This window comes from Vibrio sp. 10N.239.311.G01 (assembly GCF_041465805.1).
In the GTDB taxonomy this organism is placed as follows: domain Bacteria; phylum Pseudomonadota; class Gammaproteobacteria; order Enterobacterales; family Vibrionaceae; genus Vibrio; species Vibrio crassostreae_C.
In genome coordinates, this window is the sequence record NZ_JBFSRM010000005.1 from 103,537 (window position 1) to 122,888 (window position 19,352).

At 44.8% G+C, this 19,352-nt stretch carries 14 protein-coding genes; 6 read left to right on the forward strand and 8 right to left on the reverse strand.

The annotated features are described in order from the left end of the window. Nucleotides 1–92: 92 nt before the first annotated feature. From AB6D06_RS05675 to prmB, 5 genes are all read right to left on the reverse strand, one after another. Nucleotides 93–1,538 (reverse strand): ATP-binding protein, encoded by a 1,446-nt coding sequence (locus tag AB6D06_RS05675; protein WP_017076787.1) that lies wholly within the window; start codon nt 1,536–1,538, stop codon nt 93–95. A 72-nt stretch (nt 1,539–1,610) separates the two neighbouring features. Then, entirely contained in the window at nt 1,611–2,339 is a 729-nt protein-coding gene (locus AB6D06_RS05680) for a response regulator (RefSeq protein WP_017076788.1), read from the reverse strand. Nucleotides 2,340–2,496: 157 nt separating this feature from the next. Then, a complete protein-coding gene (locus AB6D06_RS05685) occupies nt 2,497–3,954 on the reverse strand; it encodes a protein adenylyltransferase SelO (RefSeq protein ID WP_372110020.1) in 1,458 nt (485 codons plus the stop codon). 478 nt (nt 3,955–4,432) lie between these two features. Next, on the reverse strand, nt 4,433–5,074 hold the full coding sequence (locus AB6D06_RS05690; protein WP_061024970.1) for a LysE family translocator: 642 nt from the start codon (nt 5,072–5,074) through the stop codon (nt 4,433–4,435). 253 nt (nt 5,075–5,327) lie between these two features. Next, complete coding sequence (gene prmB, locus AB6D06_RS05695; RefSeq protein ID WP_017060640.1) at nt 5,328–6,260, reverse strand: 50S ribosomal protein L3 N(5)-glutamine methyltransferase; 933 nt, start codon at nt 6,258–6,260, stop codon at nt 5,328–5,330. A gap of 62 nt (nt 6,261–6,322) precedes the next feature. Here prmB and smrB point away from each other — a divergent pair, with 62 nt between their 5' ends. Continuing rightward, nucleotides 6,323–6,853: an endonuclease SmrB gene (gene smrB, locus AB6D06_RS05700; protein WP_372110021.1), complete on the forward strand. Its 531-nt coding sequence runs from the start codon at nt 6,323–6,325 to the stop codon at nt 6,851–6,853. Between the two features lie 111 nt (nt 6,854–6,964). Here smrB and sixA read toward each other — a convergent pair whose 3' ends face one another. After that, complete coding sequence (gene sixA, locus AB6D06_RS05705) at nt 6,965–7,429, reverse strand: phosphohistidine phosphatase SixA (protein ID WP_017064097.1); 465 nt, start codon at nt 7,427–7,429, stop codon at nt 6,965–6,967. Nucleotides 7,430–7,734: 305 nt separating this feature from the next. On the opposite strand from sixA, the gene AB6D06_RS05710 reads away from it, so the two are divergent. Next, the gene (locus tag AB6D06_RS05710; protein WP_102320194.1) at nt 7,735–10,512 is read left to right on the forward strand and encodes an insulinase family protein; all 2,778 of its coding nucleotides are present in this window, start codon (nt 7,735–7,737) and stop codon (nt 10,510–10,512) included. A gap of 303 nt (nt 10,513–10,815) precedes the next feature. Here the strand turns inward: AB6D06_RS05710 and fadJ are convergent, their stop codons facing one another. Both fadJ and fadI read right to left on the reverse strand, forming a co-directional pair. Then, a complete protein-coding gene (gene fadJ, locus AB6D06_RS05715; protein ID WP_102332825.1) occupies nt 10,816–13,032 on the reverse strand; it encodes a fatty acid oxidation complex subunit alpha FadJ in 2,217 nt (738 codons plus the stop codon). Next, nucleotides 13,032–14,339 carry an acetyl-CoA C-acyltransferase FadI gene (gene fadI, locus AB6D06_RS05720; protein ID WP_017060645.1) on the reverse strand — a complete coding sequence of 436 codons (1,308 nt, stop codon included), beginning with the start codon at nt 14,337–14,339 and terminating at the stop codon, nt 13,032–13,034. The genes fadJ and fadI overlap by 1 nt, the downstream gene beginning before the upstream one ends. Nucleotides 14,340–14,891: 552 nt before the next feature. Here fadI and AB6D06_RS05725 point away from each other — a divergent pair. The 4 genes from AB6D06_RS05725 to AB6D06_RS05740 all read left to right on the forward strand — a co-directional run bounded on the left by AB6D06_RS05725 (nt 14,892) and on the right by AB6D06_RS05740 (nt 19,327). Next, the gene (locus AB6D06_RS05725; RefSeq protein WP_017060646.1) at nt 14,892–15,440 is read left to right on the forward strand and encodes a sigma-70 family RNA polymerase sigma factor; all 549 of its coding nucleotides are present in this window, start codon (nt 14,892–14,894) and stop codon (nt 15,438–15,440) included. Next, a complete protein-coding gene (locus AB6D06_RS05730) occupies nt 15,433–16,161 on the forward strand; it encodes a DUF3379 domain-containing protein (RefSeq protein ID WP_372110022.1) in 729 nt (242 codons plus the stop codon). Before AB6D06_RS05725 ends, AB6D06_RS05730 begins: the two co-directional genes overlap by 8 nt. Nucleotides 16,162–16,458: 297 nt before the next feature. Next, entirely contained in the window at nt 16,459–17,727 is a 1,269-nt protein-coding gene (locus tag AB6D06_RS05735; RefSeq protein ID WP_372110023.1) for an outer membrane protein transport protein, read from the forward strand. Between the two features lie 295 nt (nt 17,728–18,022). Next, nucleotides 18,023–19,327 (forward strand): outer membrane protein transport protein, encoded by a 1,305-nt coding sequence (locus tag AB6D06_RS05740; RefSeq protein WP_372110024.1) that lies wholly within the window; start codon nt 18,023–18,025, stop codon nt 19,325–19,327. Nucleotides 19,328–19,352 lie beyond the last annotated feature (25 nt).

Below are 19,352 nucleotides of genomic sequence, written 5' to 3' on the forward strand. Positions count from 1 at the left end.
GCGGACTCGACGTCCGGTTCAATAAAGAGTCTACTTATTCTGATTGATAAGATTGAAACAAAAGGTAAGCCCTATGTAACACAATTGTTACATTACACTTCTAAGCCTGTTGGGATATAGACTTTGGCTTCTAAGCCGCCTTGAGAGGAGTTGCGAATAATGAGATCTCCGCCGTGTCCGTGCAGGATATTTCGGCAGATCCCGAGGCCAAGTCCGTGTCCTTGGTCGTCGGTTGCAAGCCTAAAGTAAGGTTCAAAGACCATCTCTAGTTTGTCTTCTGGAATGCCATTACCACGGTCTTGAATAGTCACGACCACCCAAAGCTCATCACCACTAACTTCCACTACGGCAGATGAACCATACTTAACTGCGTTGTCGATTAAGTTGGTCAGTACACGCTTAATCGCCAGTGGTTTCGCGACCAATGGCTCAATGACGACCGGCTCGAACTCTACCTTTGTTTGGTATTGGTTATGAGATTCAATCACAGAGAGCACCATTTCATTGAGGTCAATAATGGCGTTATTCTCGTGTAAGTCAGTATCTCTTACGGCCTGAAGAGCACCTTTGACCATCATTTCAAGCTCATCGAGATCTTTATTGAATTTGTCTTTCTTTACTTCACTCTCCAACAACTCAGCTCGTAACCTAAGCCGCGTTATTGGCGTCTTTAAGTCATGAGAGATAGCAGAGAAAAGGTGCTCACGGTCGGCAACATAGCGACGAATCCGTTGCTGCATTCGATTAAAAGCCCGCGTCGCGGTGACCAATTCAGTCGCCCCCTCTTCTTTCAGTTGGGGCTGCTGAATATCCATACTCATCTCATTAGCTGCTCTTGCTAACTTTTTCAGAGGACGCACTTGGCGACGAATCATCAAGTAAGTTAGAACCAGCAGAATAAGCGTTGAAGAAACTAAGAAGATCACCTGCTCTCTGCCAAGAATCGTATCGTCGAGTTTCACATATGGAGCAGGCAACAATGCCGCAATGTATACCCATTCGTGACTGGTCAATTCGATTTGTACAACCAGAATGGGTGGATTCAGCGGTTCTAACGTTAAAGTATGATGTGCCCAAGATCGCGGGAGATCGCTCAAGTAGATGTCATTTTTTAGCAAACGAAGGTGTTCAGGACGAGAGAAGTCAACCCGCACTGACGCCACTTTATTGAGTTTGCTACTCAAAACACTTTCTATCGCTTCAATCGAGGCGGTTTTTAAGCGGGTATCGGGGATCGGTTCGACAATCAAAGCCTCTTTATTGAAAGAAACGAAGAAACGCGTTCCCCCCATATTGCGGATTTGATCCAGCACGATATGACGATATTTAACGGGTAGAGATTGGAAAAAAGTCACCGTTGAAGCAAACATGTTCGCCATGCTCGACGAAGCAGAACGAATCCCTTCCAGCTCTTTGTGTTTTGATTCGCTATACCATATAGACGTTGCGATGCCCTGAGCTATCACCACGGCTAACAGCGTCAACAATAAGGTTCTTGCGACTAACGAATTTGGTTTCAACCAACTCATCCAGTTCATACGAGATATTTCATCCGGAATACTTCATTGGAAATACTTTATTAGCATTACTTCATTAACAGTAGGTCATGCTTAGTGTTCATACTGAACCGGCACAGCCAGAATGTAGCCATTACCGCGCATAGTTTTGATGTAGTGAGGGTATTTACCACTGTCGCCCAGCCGACTTCTCAGACGACTAAGCTGCACATCAATACCACGTTCAAAAGGCAGCGCTTCGCGGCCTCTGGTGGCGAAAGAGATGGTGTCACGGTCGAGAACTTCATTAGGACGAGTTAAGAACAGCATTAACAAAGAAAAGTCGCTGCCTGACAAGTCCATTTCTTCTGAATTTTCATTGTGGGAGATTCGATGCGCTAGTGTATCGAGCGTCCAATCACCAAAAATAATCTGCTTTGGCAGTGCATCACTTGGCTTGTCATCCACCACTTGAACACGGCGTAGTAGTGCTTTGATACGAGCCATTAATTGGCGCGGACTAAATGGCTTCGCAATGTAATCATCGGCACCAATTTCTAAACCAATAATTTGATCGGTTTCATCCGATACCGCTGTCAGCATGATGATTGGCACATTGGATTGCTTTCGAACTCGCTGACACAAAGTAAAACCATCGTCACCGGGGAGCATAACATCGAGCAGAATCAGGTCTGGATAACCTTGGCTTTGCAGGTGGGTTTCTAATTCAACACCGTCTCCAACAGAAGAGACATCGAAACCCGATTTTGTGAGGTACTCTTCCAGCAGCTCGCGGATTTCTTGATCATCATCCACCACGAGAATTCGAGTATTTGTTGGCATCGCCCAAACCTATTAAATTTACAACTTATTCACATAGTGTATAGGCTGGCCGATTATTTGATTATTGACATGTTTGTAAAGTTAGACGGACAAACAGATAAAGATCACATCTTAGTGACCTCTACCTGTACTTAGCGACTCAAAGAATCATAGAAGGTTAAGAGGAACAGCTGATTTCCATTGCTTTGCCCCACTCAGGAGGCAGAGCTGCCAGATGTTCATAATCAGGGTGTTCTGCATAAGGGTCAGCCAGAACCACCATTAATGCTTCAATATCGCTACTATCACCACGCTCTGCTTTGTCTATCGCAAGCTGAGCTAGGTAGTTTCTAAGGATGTATTTAGGGTTTACCTGTCTCATCTTTTCACAGCGCTCTGCCACTGAACTCTCTTCTAATTCGCAGCGTTGTAAGTAGTTATCCATCCATAGCTTTGCTGCCTCGCGGTCGATAATCAAATCAATCACTTCCTGTGGCGGCAAGGTATCCAAGTTCGACAGCGTTCTAAAGAATCTTGGGTAGTCGACTTTGTTTTGCGACATCAGCTCAAACATAGATTCAAACAAACGACTGTCACCTTCTTGTTTCGAAAGCAGCCCCAACTTACGACGCATCATCTGACTGAAATAACCATTCATTTGTGGTTCGTATTGTTCGAGTGCCGCCTCAAGTTCGGCTTTATCTACCAGAGGCGAAAGTGAGTGCGCCAGTGCCGATAGGTTCCACAATCCAATTCTAGGCTGTTGATTGAAAGCATAACGACCTTGGTAATCCGAGTGATTACAGATCAATCTTGGGTCATATTCATCAAGGAACGCGAATGGGCCGTAATCGAAGGTTTGCCCGATAATTGACATGTTATCGGTATTCATGACTCCGTGAGCAAAACCATTCGCTTGCCACAATGCGACCATTTCAGCGGTGCGATCAACAATCTCATTAAACATGGCTGCGTAGGGTTTATCTTGATCGAGGCATTCTGGGAAGTGCCATTCGATGACTTTGTCGGCCAATAATTTATGTTCTGCCAACTGATTGGTATAAAACAGGTGTTCAAAGTGACCGAAACGAATATGTGACTCAGCAGCGCGCACCAACAATGCGCCCCACTCTTGCTTCTCACGATAAACCGGCGTATCGCTGGTCATCATCGCCAACGCACGTGTGGTTGGGATATTAAGACCCGCCATCGCTTCGCTACATAGATACTCACGAACCGTTGAGCGAATAACTGCACGACCATCGCCCATACGTGAATAAGGTGTTTTGCCTGCACCTTTTAGGTGTAAGTCGAACGTTTCGCCACTTTTCGCCACAACTTGAGCTAATAACAGCCCTCTTCCATCACCTAAGTCCGGGTTATAAGAGCCAAACTGGTGACCTGCGTATTTCATTGCTACAGGCGAAAACTGCTCAGGTTCAACATTGCCAGATAACGTCTCAAGCAATTCCTCGGAAGCGTTTTCAAATGACGGAAAGCCAAGTTCATTCGCAAGATTATGGTTCCATGCGAGCCATTGGACATTGCTGAGCGGTGTAGGTTGAATTGAGGTATAGAACAGTCGAGGTAATGCGGTAAATCGATTGTTAAATGAAATAGAATCCCAGACAGACATGAGAGGCACACTGTAGATAAAAGATGATTTAAGATTATCACAGTTTGATAACAACTTCAGATGAGGTTACGCGATGAGCTTATGAGAGAAGATTGATTAGCTGTTTTACGAAGAGGAAAAGCTAAGTGGCTAGACTGATGAGAAGAGCCACATTTACGAGAGTAAGAGTTCTGACTTTGAAGACTTTTTAACAAGTGTATTCATAATAAAAACTGAAAATATTGAGCCATAAAACTGACTACATTAGAGCAAGAATACCCATTAGAGAAAGGGTAGAGAAAATCCAAGTGCGACTGATAACGCCAAAATTACTGTGTTGAATCATTTCTTGATGCTGCATATGTCTCTCCTCGAGAACGTGATGGTGTAACACCAATATATCGACTTTATGCCGATATCAGCAAGCACATTAATATTAACCTTTTATTACAACACCAAGAAACTTCTGTAACTATTCAACAATTTGATAAATCGAAAGCTATGCTCGACTTGTCGTCGAAAGCAGTGCACCAGCCCCAATAAAGACACCTCCAGTGACACGATTGAATACCTTGGCTCGGCCTTTAGCAAACAACCAATTTGACGACTTCGCGCCCAAGTAGGCATACACCATTAACCAAGATAATTCCATCACGGCGAAGGTCAAAGCAAACACGGTGAACTGTGGAACCAGAGCGATCGACGGGTCAATAAATTGTGGGAAAAGTGCGGTAAAAAATAGAATAGCTTTGGGATTGCTCGCACCAACAATGAAGCCACTTAAGTAATGCTGCGCAGCACTTTCATTAACAGATTTAGAATCGGATTGTTGATTGGATAGGTTGTCGTAATCTTGCTGACTAGAACGTAGCGACTTCCAACCAAGGTAGATTAGGTAAGCAGCACCGGTCCATTTAATGACATTAAACACCACCTCAGACGAAGCGATAATCACACCCAGCCCGGTAAAGGATAACGTTAGAATTCCAGTAATCGCAGTTAAGCTCCCCAAGGCAGTAAATATCGATAATTTAAAGCCAGATTGCACACCTTTGGTCATGCACAATAAAGAACTTGGGCCTGGTGATGCCGTTAAAATTAGCACCGCTAATAAATAATAAATCCATGTATCAAAGCTCATCGTGAATCCTCATTAACTCACTAAAACGACTAAATATTAAACACCAATATGTAATAAGCCCTCATATTAATCAACTAAATATTGCGCTTAACGTCTTCGATATAAATGCAAACATCTTTAATCTAGGCAATAAAAAACGCCATGCATTGCTGCATGGCGTTTAAATAAAAACGTTTCAAATCGAACGTCTTACTAGATGTCAGGTTCTAAGCTTACAGCCCTAAGATAGGGGCACTAACCTAATAATTGAAACCTAGTCTTTGTAGATAGAGAACTCATCAGCGCAAGCAACAAGCTGCTCACGAGTGATCATGAATACGCCATGACCACCGTTAGAGAATTCAATCCAAGTGAATGGAATCTCTGGGTACTGATCCATCATATGAACCATTGAGTTACCAACTTCACAGATAAGAATACCGTCGTCAGTTAGGTAGTCTGGTGCATTAGCTAAGATGCGACGAACCAATTTCAGACCGTCTGTACCCGCTGCTAGGCCAAGTTCTGGCTCGTGAGTAAACTCATCTGGCAGGCTGTTCATATCTTCTTCGTCCACGTAAGGTGGGTTAGATACGATCAGGTTGTATTTCTCTTTTGGCAAATCACGGAAAAGATCTGAACGGATTGGGAACACTTGCTGCTCCATGCCGTGATCTTGAACGTTCTGCTCTGCAACTTGCAATGCGTCAGTAGAGATATCAATCGCATCTACTTCAGCGTCTGGGAATGCGTGAGCACAAGCAATAGCGATACAACCACTACCCGTACACATATCCATGATGCGAGTTGGCTCTTCAGTTAACCAAGGTTGGAATTGAGCTTCGATCAGCTCACCAATTGGAGAACGAGGCACAAGAACGCGCTCATCAACGAAGAACTCAAGACCACAGAACCAAGCTTTGTTGGTTAGGTAAGCCGTTGGTGTACGATCATTAATACGCTTGATTACGCGCTCAACAATACGTAGACGTTCGCTGCTCGTTAGACGAGAGTTCATCACATGCGAAGGAACATCAATCGGCAGATAAAGAGTAGGTAAGATAAGTTGTACTGCCTCATCCCACGCGTTATCAGTGCCGTGACCATAAAATAGGCCCGCTGCGTTAAAGCGGCTAACAGTCCAACGAATCACATCTTGAAGCGTGTGTAGTTCTGATACCGCTTCTTCTACAAAAATCTTATCCAAAATTGTCTCCGAAAAGCGCTACAATACTGCTAATTACGTTTCTAATTAGAATTCATAACCTGATGAGCAAAAAAGACACCGACTTCGATGACGATTTCGCCCTGTTCAACGATGCAGTAAAGGGCGTTAAAAAGTTGCAACAGGATACCATAGTCCAGCAGCCAAAAAGAAATGCCAAGCAAAAAGAAATTACTCGAACGGCAAGACAAGCCAGTGATAGCGAGTTTTATTTCTCGGATGAGTTCATTCCGCATCTTAGCGAAGACGGTCCGACGCGTTATGCGCGTGATGATGTCTCTAAATATGAGGTCAAGCGCCTCCGTCGTGGTGTCTACGTGCCTGACGTGTATCTCGATATGCATGGTATGACTCAACAAGAAGCCAAACGTGAGCTTGGCGCGATGATTGCGCACTGCGTGAAAGAGAGCGTGGCGTGTGCTTGCGTTCAACACGGTATCGGTAAACACATCCTTAGACAGAAGGTGCCTTTGTGGTTAGCACAGCACCCAGACGTGATGGCTTTCCACCAAGCGCCGTTAGAGTTTGGCGGCAATGGCGCGCTGTTAGTCTTGCTTTCGGTTCCTGAGAAGTAATTCTGGTTAACAAACTCTCTCTCACCAAAAAACAACAAAGGGCATCCCAATCATATTGAGATGCCCTTTCTAATTGTCTGCAACTTTGTCATCAAACAGAGCTCAACGAGCTTATGGATTGATGTTCCAAAGCAACTCACCTTTTTGTGTCTCAAGGTTGAAGTCGATACACGCTAGGCCCGAAGTGGGAAACATAGGCGGCGCCATGCCTGTTGCAAACTCTGCAGTTAGGTAGCCCACTAGAGGTAAATGAGAAACAAATAAAATGGTCTCTAGTTTTTCTACTTCAGCCATTGCTAAGGTCAAATCAAACACATCGTCGGACATTCCATAAGGCGTAATATCATCACAGGTTTCTACTTTCTTTCCAGAAAACGCCTGAGAGATCTCTAACCACGTTTCTTGTGCCCTTAAATATGGGCTCACCAGCACTTTATCGAATTGACTAATCCCCTGCTCATTTGCAGCTTGTGCCACGGCAAGAGAAGCCATTTTCCCGCGCTTGGTCAACGCTCTTTCTGCATCCGAGTTGGCAAAATGTTCTGCTTCACCGTGGCGCATAATGAATATTTTCATGTTCAATCCTGTCTTCGTAACATGTCGAAAGTCGATATATCCCATATATCAGCGAAACGCTACTTAGGTTTGGCTCTCAATCCAGAGAAACCGCAGTCAATATAAATAATTATATCAAGTCACTTGCCAAAGAGTTCGACTTTCTTAACAATCTTGTTAAAAGAAAATAAATTACTGATAAAAATCGATAAAAGTGATTTAGAAATCGCCAAAAAGCACTTCATATCCCAAAATATGATCACAAGGTTTGCACGCCGAATCATCGGGTACATAATTTAAAAACCACCTTCTCTGGAGATGCTCCTGTGCACTTAAGCCCAAATGATGAACATCAATACCGCTACATAACCTTAAATAACGGGTTACGTGTACTGTTAGTTCAGGATCAAAATGCTCAAAAAGCAGCAGCCGCATTAGCCGTCAATGTGGGGCATTTTGATGACCCTACAGACCGAGAGGGTTTAGCTCACTACTTAGAGCATATGCTATTTTTGGGAACTGAAAAGTATCCAAAGGTCGGAGAGTTCCAAAGTTTTATCAGCCAGCATGGCGGTAGCAACAACGCTTGGACAGGAACCGAGCACACCTGCTTCTTTTTTGATGTTGAATTGAATGCCTTTGAAACCGCACTCGATCGCTTCAGCCAATTTTTCACTGCTCCCCTGTTCAACGAAGAAGCATTAGATAAAGAACGCCAAGCCGTTGACTCCGAATACAAGATGAAACTCAACGACGACTCACGACGCTTGTACCAAGTTACCAAAGAACTGGTGAATCACAATCACCCATTCTCGAAGTTTTCTGTCGGTAATATCGATACGTTGGGCGACAGAAACGGCGAGACGATTCGACAAGAGATTTTAGCTTTCCACCAGCAACAATACTCTGCTGACTTAATGACCCTGACACTGTCTGGCAATCAGTCATTAGATGAGATGCAAAGCTGGGTTGAGGATCGCTTTAGCTCGATCACCAATCACAACCTACAAGGCAAAAAGGTTGAAGTACCGATTGTTGGCGAGTTGAGCACAGGCGTACAAGTGCGTGTTGAGCCAATTAAAGAAGTACGCAAACTGATCTTAACCTTCCCGATGCCAAGCATGGACGAACACTACGGCGTTAAGCCTTTGTCGTTCTTTGCCCACCTTTTAGGTTACGAAGGTGAAGGCAGTTTGATGATGCAACTCAAAGAGAAAGGCTGGATAACATCTCTCTCTGCAGGTGGTGGCGCGAGTGGCAGTAACTACCGTGATTTCACAGTCAGTTGCTCATTGACCATAGAAGGTTTAACCAAAACCGATAACATCATCCAAGCGATATTTCAGTACATCAAGTTAGTCGAACAACAAGGCATAGAAGAGTGGCGCTACCTAGAAAAACGCGCCGTTTTAGAGTCTGCTTTCCGCTTTCAAGAGCCAGCAAGACCGCTTGATGTCGTCAGCCACCTCGTCATCAACATGCAGCACTACCAAGAGCAAGATGTGGTGTATGGCGATTACAAAATGTCGCATTTCGATGACGAATTACAGCGTTCTTTGCTGCCTTACTTAACCGTAGACAACATGCGAGCGACCATTGTTGCTCAGGGATTCGAGTATGACAGGGAAGCGAAGTGGTACTTTACTCCCTACTCGGTCACACCTTTTAGCGCTGAACAAGTTCAATGCTTTACGTGCATTAACCCCGGTTGGCAGTTTGAACTCCCAAGCAAAAACCCGTTTATTTGCTACGATCTAGACCCGACTGAACTGGAAGGTGACGCTAAGTTCCCACAACTGTTAGAAGAGCTCGACGGCTTTAAGCTGTGGCACCTGCAAGACCATCAATTTCGAGTTCCTAAAGGTGTGGTGTATGTCGCTATCGATAGCCCGCACTCAGTTGCTAGCCCAAGAAATATCGTTAAAACACGCTTGTGCGTAGAGATGTTCTTAGACTCACTCGAAAAAGATACGTATCAGGCTGAAATCGCCGGAATGGGCTACAACATGTACACCCATCAGGGCGGTGTAACGCTCACTCTGTCCGGGTTTAGCGAGAAACAGCCACAACTGCTCAATATGATTCTTGAACGTTTCCAAGCACGCGACTTTAGTCCAACACGCTTCGAAACCATCAAGCATCAATTGCTCAGAAACTGGAACAACGCGTCGCAAGATCGCCCTATTTCGCAGTTGTTTAATGCAATGACTGGGATACTTCAACCAAATAACCCGCCTTATTCCGTGTTAATTGAAGCCCTAGAAACGATAGAGGTCGATGAGCTCTCCTCTTTTGTTCAAGCAATCTTGGCGGAACTTCATGTTGAGATGTTTGTGTATGGCGACTGGAAAAAAGCCGATGCACACAAGATGGCTGAAACGCTAAAAGATGCACTGCGTGTTCAAGATCAGGCTTACGAAGAATCACTGCGTCCGCTCATCATGCTCGGTGAAAACGGCAGCTTCCAACGTGAAGTGGTGTGTAACCAAGATGATTCAGCAATTGTGGTTTATTACCAATGCCCTGATATTTCACCTAAAAATATCGCGCTGTATTCATTGGCAAACCATTTGATGTCGGCCACTTTCTTCCATGAGATACGAACCAAGCAGCAGCTAGGTTACATGGTCGGTACTGGCAATATGCCGCTCAACCGACACCCTGGTATTGTGTTGTATGTGCAATCACCGAATGCCGCCCCTGCTGACTTGTTAGCTTCAATAGATGAGTTCCTCAATGCCTTTTACATGGTGCTGTTGGAGCTTAACGACTATCAATGGCACAGCAGTAAGCGCGGTCTCTGGAATCAGATTTCGGCACCAGATACGACTTTGCGAGGGCGAGCTCAGCGCTTATGGGTTGCGATAGGCAATAAGGATGTTGAGTTCAACCAGAGAGAGCGCGTATTGGAAGACCTTAAGGGGTTAACTCGCTCAGACATGATGCGTTTTGTGGTTAGCCAGCTAAAACCACGCACGGCAAATCGCCTGATTATGCATGCTCACGGTAATGCTCATAATGAGGAAGAGAAGCTGTCAGCAGGTGTTGAAATTGGCTCTATTGATGAGTTTCAGTTACGCCCGAAAGATACTGAGCTAGGCTGATAAAGCTGGAATGAAAATCATAAGGTTGATGTGAAAGCATCAACCTTTTTTATTGGATGCAGCCCAAAAGCAGATCTCCTATTACGCTCCTTCGTCGCTTTAGGAGATGACGGTAGTTTTGATTGACGTGTGTTTGACCACCTTTCTAATCAACGCAATAACTTACTTTTTATCTCTCAATCATCATTCCCGAGAAGGAGGAACGACTGAGTCGGGAATCTCATTCCTTTCACACTCGTTCATAAAACAGAAAAGCCCGCATCAATTGCTTGATACGGGCTTCTTAATCAATGAGTTAGAGAGTTACTTGTAGAAAGACTCACCCAATCCAGCACGTGTCAGTAGGCCATCACATGGCGCGAAACGATCACCGTACTTCTTAGCGAAATCGTTCATCATCTCAACCAGTGACTTAATGCCGATTTGATCCATATAACGGAACGGACCACCTAGGAATGGCGGGAAACCGATACCGAAAATCGCACCGATATCACCATCACGAGGGCTGCGGATAATGCCGTCGTCTAGACAACGAACCGCTTCGTTTAGCATAGGTAACACACAGCGCATCGCGATATCGTTATCGCTCAACTTAGGATCTGGTTGCAGCTTAAGCAGCTTGTAAACTGACTTATCCACTTCCTTCTTCTTGCCTTTGTAAGTGTAGAAACCTTTACCACTCTTGCGGCCTTTACGATTGTCATTCAAAAGAATATCGAACACATCAGGACCTTGGAAACGATCGCCAAGCTCATTCACTAAAATCGGAATGATCTTCGCACCGATATCAACACCCACCTCATCTAATAAAGTGATAGGACCAACCGGGAAACCGAAGTCCAATAACGTGCTGTCGAGCTTTTCAATCGGCTCGTTCGCTAGCAGTAAATGCGCTGCTTCGTTCATGTACGGAGCAAGAATACGGTTCACATAAAAACCAGCCGTGTCTTTCACAACAATCGGCGTTTTACCTTGCTTCTTCGCTAATGCAACAACCGTAGAAATCGTCTCTTCTGACGTAGTTTCATGAGGGATAACTTCTACTAGCGGCATTTTTTCGGCTGGGCTGAAGTAGTGAAGACCGACCACGTTTTCTGGTCGCTGCGCCTTCTCCGCAATCTTATGGATCGGCAATGAAGACGTATTCGTCGCGAAAATAGTCTCTGGCTTGGCATTGGCTTCGATGTCCGCAACCATTGACTGCTTAAGGTCGAGGTCTTCAAATACCGCTTCAATCACCACATCGGTGTGATTAAAGCTCGTAAAGTCGATACCACCAGACAGTTGAAGCATCTTACTTTCAAGGCCCGCTCGGCTCAGAATGCGACGTTTACGCTGCTTATCGAACAACTTGAAGTTGTAGTTAAGCGCGTTCAGTACACCTTCATTTGATACGTCTTTAATGCGTACAGGCACTTTCGCCTTAGCAACACTGACATGGCTGATGCCTGCGCCCATAAGACCACCGCCTAGCACACCAACACGCTTAACCGCTTTGGGTTCTGCGTCTGCGCCGTGTTCTTTTTTCATTTCCGTGGTTGCAAAGAAAATCGAACGAAGGGCTTTAGACTCTGAAGTCATAACCAGTTCTGAGAAACGCTTCGCTTCATACTGAAGACCTTTATCAAAGCCGTTCTCAAGGCCATAACGAATCACGTCTAAAATCGCATCCGCTGCTGGGTAATTGCCGCGTGTTTTCTGATTGGTCTTCTTAGAAGCTTGTTCAAAAATCACTTTACGACCAAGGCCGTTACGTGAAATCAGCTTTTCTTTGGTCGACGCTTGGCTTTTCGACGCAAGGCGCTTACCTTTTTTACTGCCCGTATTCTTTTCAACAAAGCTTTTAGCGACTTCAAGCAGGATAGTTTCAGGCACACAAGCATCGACAACACCGAGCGATTTCGCTTTCTTAGCGCGCAGTTGCTTACCCGTAAGGATTAGGTCAAGAGATGGCAACAAACCAATAAGGCGAGGTAGACGCTGTGTACCGCCAGAGCCTGGTAACAGACCTAACTGTACTTCTGGCAGACCAACGCGAGTCTTATCTGAATCGGTACATACACGGTAATCACACGCCAGTGCAAGCTCTAAACCACCACCTAAACATGGGCCGTGAATCGCTGCGACTACTGGGTACGGTAGTTCAGAAAGCGTTTGGAACATCTCCTGCCCTTGGCGAGCCAGAGACTGTGCTTCGTCAGCCGTTTTACACGCATCAAGCATTCTTACATCAGCACCAGCGATAAAGTTATCTGGCTTAAGAGAATGAACGATTAGGCCCTTAACTCGGCTTTGCTTTTCTTTGAGTTGCTCGAAGATGGCTTTCATTTCTTCAGCAAAAGCCGCTTGCAGCGTGTTCATTTTCTCGTTTGGTACATCAATCGCTAACCAAGCAATATCTTGCTCATCGATATTGAGAGTAAATGCTGTCGCTTTCTTTTTGGTTGATTCAGTCGCAGAGGTTGAATCTGGTTGAGCGACTGTTTCTTTTTCTGTTGTTGCATCAAGAGTCGTAGACATTATTCTACCTCCAAGATCATTGCTGCACCTAAACCACCAGCCGCACACGCTGTGTTCAGTGCCAAGCCGCCACCGCGACGTTTCAGTTCACGTAATGTTTGAGTCATCATGCGTGCGCCAGTCGCTGCAAACGGATGTCCGTAAGCAATCGAGCTACCCAGCACGTTGAACTTCTCCATATCAATCTCACCGATCGCTTTATCGCGGCCAAGATTCTTCTGTGCAAACTCATCGCTTGCGAACATTTTCACGTTAGCCAAAACTTGGGCAGCGAATGCTTCGTGCATTTCGATCAGTGTTAGGTCTGACAACTCTAAACCGGTGTTCTTTAATACTTGTGAGGTCGCGTAAGTCGGGCCCATCAGCATATCTGTTTCAACACCAATCGCTGAGAACGCATAACCACGAATATAACCAAGCACTTCTAAGCCTAGTTCTTTCGCTTTACCTTCGCGCATCAACATCACTGCTGCACCGCCATCGGTAAGAGGCGTAGCATTGGCTGCCGTTACACTGCCGTACTTTCTATCAAAAGCAGGACGCAGCTTGGCGTATCCTTCAACCGTTGAGTCGTGGCGAATGTTGTTGTCTTCCGCTAGATACTTTTTGTAAGGTGCCGGGAATGCCGTCATCACTTCGTCTTTAATCTTGCCTTCTTTCCATGCCTGAGAAGCCAAAGAGTGAGAACGGTGAGCAAGTGCATCTTGAGCTTCGCGAGTAATACCATGCGTCTTAGCCATTTGCTCAGCCGTTTGTCCCATGGATAAACCGGTCGAGTATTCAGCAACTGCAGGTGGTACTGGCATCAAATCTTTTACGGAAAGTGTTTTAAGAATTTTCAGCTTTTGACCCATAGTTTTCGTTTTACTCAGCGCTAATAGATTTGCCGCTAACTTTTTCGAAACACCGATAGGCAATACAGAAGAAGAGTCCGCACCGCCCGCAATACCGATATCAATCGTGCCAGCCATAATGCTTTCGGTCACGTTAACTGCCGCTTGGAAGCTGGTCGCACATGCTCGTGTGACACTGTAGGCATCGGTATTGATGTTCATGCCTGTGCCCAACACGATTTCACGCGCAATGTTCGGCGCTTCTGGCATTTGCACTACTTGGCCGAACACAACTTGTTCGATAAGCGCAGGATCGACATCCGTTCTTGCAAGCATTTCGCTCACAACCATTTTGCCTAGGTCAACCGCAGGCACTTGGCTAAATTCTGTGCTCTGACGAGCAAATGGGGTTCGTAATCCAGCGACAACGGCAACACGTTCTCCAGAACGCGTTTTGACTTCCTGTTTGCCCATGGTTTCTCCTTAAAGTTAAGAGGTCTGACCTGAAGCATTGTAAAGAAGTTGTTAATTAAATCAAACGAGCGTTTAAATAAACGTGATACGAGTATCTCACTGTTTGAAAATATAACTGCGCATTCAGGCGAACCTTTTTGGGGGAAAGGTTGTCGTAAGAGACTAAACTATTGTAAGCAAAGACTGTTATCGCTGTGTAGGGAATGGTTTTCTTGAGGCAAAAAAAAACCACACAAAGCTGTGTGGTCGGAATGTATATAAAGCAATTAACTTAGCGCCAATTGAAATAATCAGTTTCCTGATTAGGAGAAAGTAAAGTCAGCCTTCAAAAGGAAGTGTCGTCTTGCTCAACATGCTAGCCACGAATGACTAACTAGACGACAAGGTGTACTATAACGAGTTCGAGGCCTTAGATTTTGAAGTAGATCAATTTTAATGTGATTTTACGATTTCCTGCCGATCGTTAGCTCTAAAAATATAAAAACGAAGCACAACGTATAGAGGACAGCTATACGCAGAGCAATTATGGAGGCTCGTGTGTCAATAATAAAAATGTTTGGAAAGAAAACAGCCAAGCGTCCGGTCAACTCTGATATGGACAAACAAAGAAAATACGAAGCACTTGTGCGCGCCTATCATCGTGACCTCTTTCGCTACGCCTATTGGTTATGCAAAGACAAAAGCATTGCCGAAGACTTAGTTCAAGAAACTTGCCTTCGTGCATGGAAGTCACTCGATAGCCTTCAAGATGAAAAAGCCGCCAAATCTTGGCTGATTACCATCTTGAGACGCGAGAACGCTCGACGTTTTGAACGCAAACAGTTTGATCTGGTTGATATCGACGATCACGGTAACGATGCTAGTGTCAGTGATGACCCGCACCATCAGCATCAGTGGTTGCAAGCCCAGATCATGAAACTTGAAATTGATTACCGTGAACCTCTCTTCTTGCAAGTGATTGGTGGTTTTAGTGGTGATGAGATTGCCGATATTCTCGATCTCAACAAAAACACGGTGATGACACGTTTATTCAGAGCTCGAAATCAGTTGAAAGAGCTGTTGGATACAGAAGAGGCAGAGAGGGGGCAACATAATGGATGATTTGGAATTTCGTCGTCGTGTATTGTCGGAACCTAAACAACGTACACAAGATATTGTTGATGCGACCGCGAATAGCGAAGCCAATAGTAACTTCTTAGACGATGTACTAGCGCTTGATAAACAGATCCACTCTGCGATGAATGTGGATGTGCCAGACGATCTTGCTGATCGTATTCTGTTCAATCAGACCTCAAGCGAAGAAAGCAAAGTAGTAAGGCCAACGTTTGCGAGACGAGCAATGGCAATGGCCGCCTCAGTAGCATTCGTTGCAGGTTTATTAGTTGGCCAAGTGAATTGGGGAAATGCATTCGTTTCACCTGCGCAAGCTAGTTTAGTTGATACAGCGATGAAGCATGTTGTTGATGAGAAGAGCTTTGTTAGTAGCATCGATGAACAGGTTACATCGCAGCAGATCAACGCAAAAATGAACCCATTTGCTTTTCAGCTTGATGACGCTTTCCCTTACCATGTTTATTACCTAAACCACTGTGGCTTTGGTAAATCCAACGCAGTACATATGGTCTTCCAAGGCGCAAAAGGCAAAGTAACACTGTTTTTAACCGGTATTCCAACAGACAAACCTATCGATTTTGATGAAAAAGGCATGTCCGGCTCGGTAACACCCGTAGATGGCAGCAGCTTAATCCTTGTGGGTGAAAATGGTGAGGATGTTTCCAAAATCGCCGAAAAGCTGACAAAAATGATCAAACCAATGAGCTGATTCGCTCTTAAAGCCCCGTCACAAAAGGCCCAGCAATTATATTACTGATATTGCTGGGCTTTATTTATAAATAAACCACAAAACCATTCACACCACCAATACCTCTAGAGTTAAAACTCTAAAAAACAGCATTTCACACCATTTTCGTGCCAGATAGGCGTCATTTCCATAATTTTCCACTCAAAATTCCCAATGGTCGGATTTGTATATCGTATACTTGCGAATAGGATCAGCCACCATTGAGCAATTGCTCAAATTAATCGCCCTGTAGAGGCGGATATATAAAGGAATAAATGAATGACTACCAACAACACGCGTCTGTTTAAAAAGTCTCTTTTAGCAGTAACAATTACACTGGCGTCTTCGCAAGCGATGGCAGCAGGTTTCCAACTTAACGCACAATCAGCTACCGGTATCGGCCGTGCTTTCGCTGGTGATGCAGTAATCGCAGATAACGCGTCAGTAATGGCACGTAACCCTGCGGCAATGGCACTGTTTGACAAAACTGAACTATCTCTTGGTTTTGAAAGCATCACTTCTATGATTGAAGTTAAAGACGCTAGCTACAATCCAGGTGGAGTTTCTTCTCCTTTGTCTTCAAATGCAAACTACGATGATGCTGGTGATACTTCTATCGCTCCAAACATCCACCTTATTGTTCCTGTTAATGAAAAGTTTGCATGGGGTATCAACGCTTACTCTAACTTCGGCACTAAAACTGAGTTCTCTTCAGATTACGCTGGTAACGAGTATGGCGGTCTAACAGATGTACAAAGTGTTAACTTTGGCCTTGCTGGTTCATACCGTCTGAACGAACAATGGAGCTTTGGTGCTGGCCTTGACCTAATTTACGGAAAAGGCGAGCTTCAGCGACCAAACCCTCTGGGCATGCAAGGCGATGCTTTAAATGTCGATGCAGATGGTTGGGCTCTAGGCTTTAACTTAGGTACCGTATTTGAGCTAGATAAGAACAACCGTTTCGGTCTAGCTTATCATTACTCTCCGAAGCTAGAAGCTGAAGGCGATATCTCTTACTTAGGTACTGAGTACAAAGACGACACGTTGTACATGCCTTTACCAGATCTTCTTGAGTTCTCTGGTTACCACCGCATTGAAGATACAAAATTTGCAGTACACTACTCTGTTCAATGGATCGGCTGGAGCTCTTTTGACAAGCTAGAAGCTAAAGATGCTGGCGTATTGAATGACTACGAATGGCAAAACGGTATGCACTATGCCATCGGTGGTACATACTACCTAAACCAAACTTGGACATTACGTGCGGGTTACATGTACGACACAAGCGCACAGGATGAGCTAACTTCAATTTCAGTTCCAGACTCAGATCGTCAATGGTTCTCTGCAGGCTTCACATATCACCTAGACGAAAAGTCGAACATCGACTTTGGTTTCACTTACCTAATGGGTGATGATGTTGACGTAGAAGAGAAGACTGAAAACCCATTCTTTGGTGCACCAGGTCAACCACAATACCTTTCATCAATTACTGGTACTACACACGCTGATGCAATCCTACTGGGTCTGCAGTACAGCCGTAGCTTCTAATATAATCGAAGTAATAATCCCAAAGGGTCGCATTATGCGACCCTTTTTTATTGCATAACCCACTGACCAACATCAATTTAAGCTTACAGCTGTAGCCTGCAGAGGCAAAATATGCCTACAAGTGTACGCTCAAACTTCGCAACACAGCCGAAACATTTGGATGATTTCTCTAATTCTTAAACACATTTACTCATTTAATCCCTAAAACACTGTTTTATTCGAATTTCATTTTTAAAGTAATAACTCTAAACGTAGAATCACGACACTAAATACTTATGATTCAGCGAACATAATAATGAAAATGAATAAGACTCTTCTATCTGCTGCAGTGACAGTTGGACTACTTTCGACTTCTACCGTAACTCACGCGGCAGGTTTTCAACTAGCAGAATACTCAGCAACAGGCTTAGGCCGCGCGTATGCTGGTGAAGCTGCAATGGCAGACGGTGCAGATGCTCAATGGCGTAACCCTGCAATGCTGACTTACCTAGAAGGCACACAAGTTTCTGTTGGCGCTATCTATGTTGACCCTAACATCGATATCGAGGGTACTTCTACGTCCATGATGGGACAATCTACTTCGTCAAATTCTAGCGATTTTGCGCACAGTGCAGTAATCCCAAACTTTTATGTTTCTCATAAGTACAACGACAAGTTCGCATTAGGCTTTGCTGCTGGCACTAACTACGGTATGGAAACAGACCTAGGTAAAGACTTTGGTGGCGCAAACCACGGTAACGAAGCAAGTGTTACTACGATGGAGCTAAACCTAAACGCGGCTTACCAAGTACTTGAAAGCGTATCTATTGGTGGTGGTATTCGTTACATCATGGCTGAAGGTAGCTTTGGAGCGGTATCTACAGTTAACTCTCTAGTTCCTATGCCTCAAGGTACAGCTTTAAAATACATGGAAGGTGATGACACAGCGTGGGGCTGGCAAGTTGGTACCGCTTGGCAGATCAATGAAAACAACCGCCTTGGTTTTACCTACAAGTCAGAAGTAGACCTAACGCTTGAAGGCCACGCAAATGGTGTCGCTTTTGATGCTGTTGCTGGCGCTTTAGGTACTCCTGTGAAGTCAAAATATAACGGCTCAATGCAACTTGCATTGCCAGCTACCGCCGAGCTAGCAAGCTTCCATCAACTATCAGATAAGGTCGCTGTACATGCGAGCGTTAACTGGACTAACTGGAGCAGCTTTAAAGAACTAGTAGCTGACATCCCTGAATTCGGTCCTGCTCGAACTCAAGATATCAAGCAAGAGAACTGGGAAGATAACTACCGATTTGCTCTTGGTACTACTTACCAAATGACGCCTAAGTTAGCTCTACGCTCTGGTATCGCATACGATACTTCAGCGGTAAGCGATGAGCACCGTACGGCAACGATCCCAGAAACAGACCGCACTTGGTTAAGCATTGGTGCTGGATATCAATGGTCTGAGCAACTAACTCTAGATGCTGGCTTCACTTACATTCTAGCTAAAGACGCAAAAATGGTTGAAGATGACGCAAGTTCTGCACCATTTGGTGGTGACTTCGAAGGTGAAGTAACAGGTAGCATCTGGCTAGTAGGTATCCAAGCTAACTACCGCTTCTAATCTACCTCCCTAAAAGTAGAAAGCA

Bases quoted from the DNA above. Each gene is read 5' to 3' on its own strand.
- AB6D06_RS05675 (WP_017076787.1), bottom strand. From the start codon at position 1,538: ATGAACTGGATGAGTTGGTTGAAACCAAATTCGTTAGTCGCAAGAACC.
- AB6D06_RS05680 (WP_017076788.1), bottom strand. From the start codon at position 2,339: ATGCCAACAAATACTCGAATTCTCGTGGTGGATGATGATCAAGAAATC.
- AB6D06_RS05685 (WP_372110020.1), bottom strand. From the start codon at position 3,954: ATGTCTGTCTGGGATTCTATTTCATTTAACAATCGATTTACCGCATTA.
- AB6D06_RS05690 (WP_061024970.1), bottom strand. From the start codon at position 5,074: ATGAGCTTTGATACATGGATTTATTATTTATTAGCGGTGCTAATTTTA.
- smrB (WP_372110021.1), top strand. From the start codon at position 6,323: ATGAGCAAAAAAGACACCGACTTCGATGACGATTTCGCCCTGTTCAAC.
- sixA (WP_017064097.1), bottom strand. From the start codon at position 7,429: ATGAAAATATTCATTATGCGCCACGGTGAAGCAGAACATTTTGCCAAC.
- fadJ (WP_102332825.1), bottom strand. From the start codon at position 13,032: ATGTCTACGACTCTTGATGCAACAACAGAAAAAGAAACAGTCGCTCAA.
- fadI (WP_017060645.1), bottom strand. From the start codon at position 14,339: ATGGGCAAACAGGAAGTCAAAACGCGTTCTGGAGAACGTGTTGCCGTT.
- AB6D06_RS05725 (WP_017060646.1), top strand. From the start codon at position 14,892: ATGTTTGGAAAGAAAACAGCCAAGCGTCCGGTCAACTCTGATATGGAC.
- AB6D06_RS05730 (WP_372110022.1), top strand. From the start codon at position 15,433: ATGGATGATTTGGAATTTCGTCGTCGTGTATTGTCGGAACCTAAACAA.
- AB6D06_RS05735 (WP_372110023.1), top strand. From the start codon at position 16,459: ATGACTACCAACAACACGCGTCTGTTTAAAAAGTCTCTTTTAGCAGTA.
- AB6D06_RS05740 (WP_372110024.1), top strand. From the start codon at position 18,023: ATGAAAATGAATAAGACTCTTCTATCTGCTGCAGTGACAGTTGGACTA.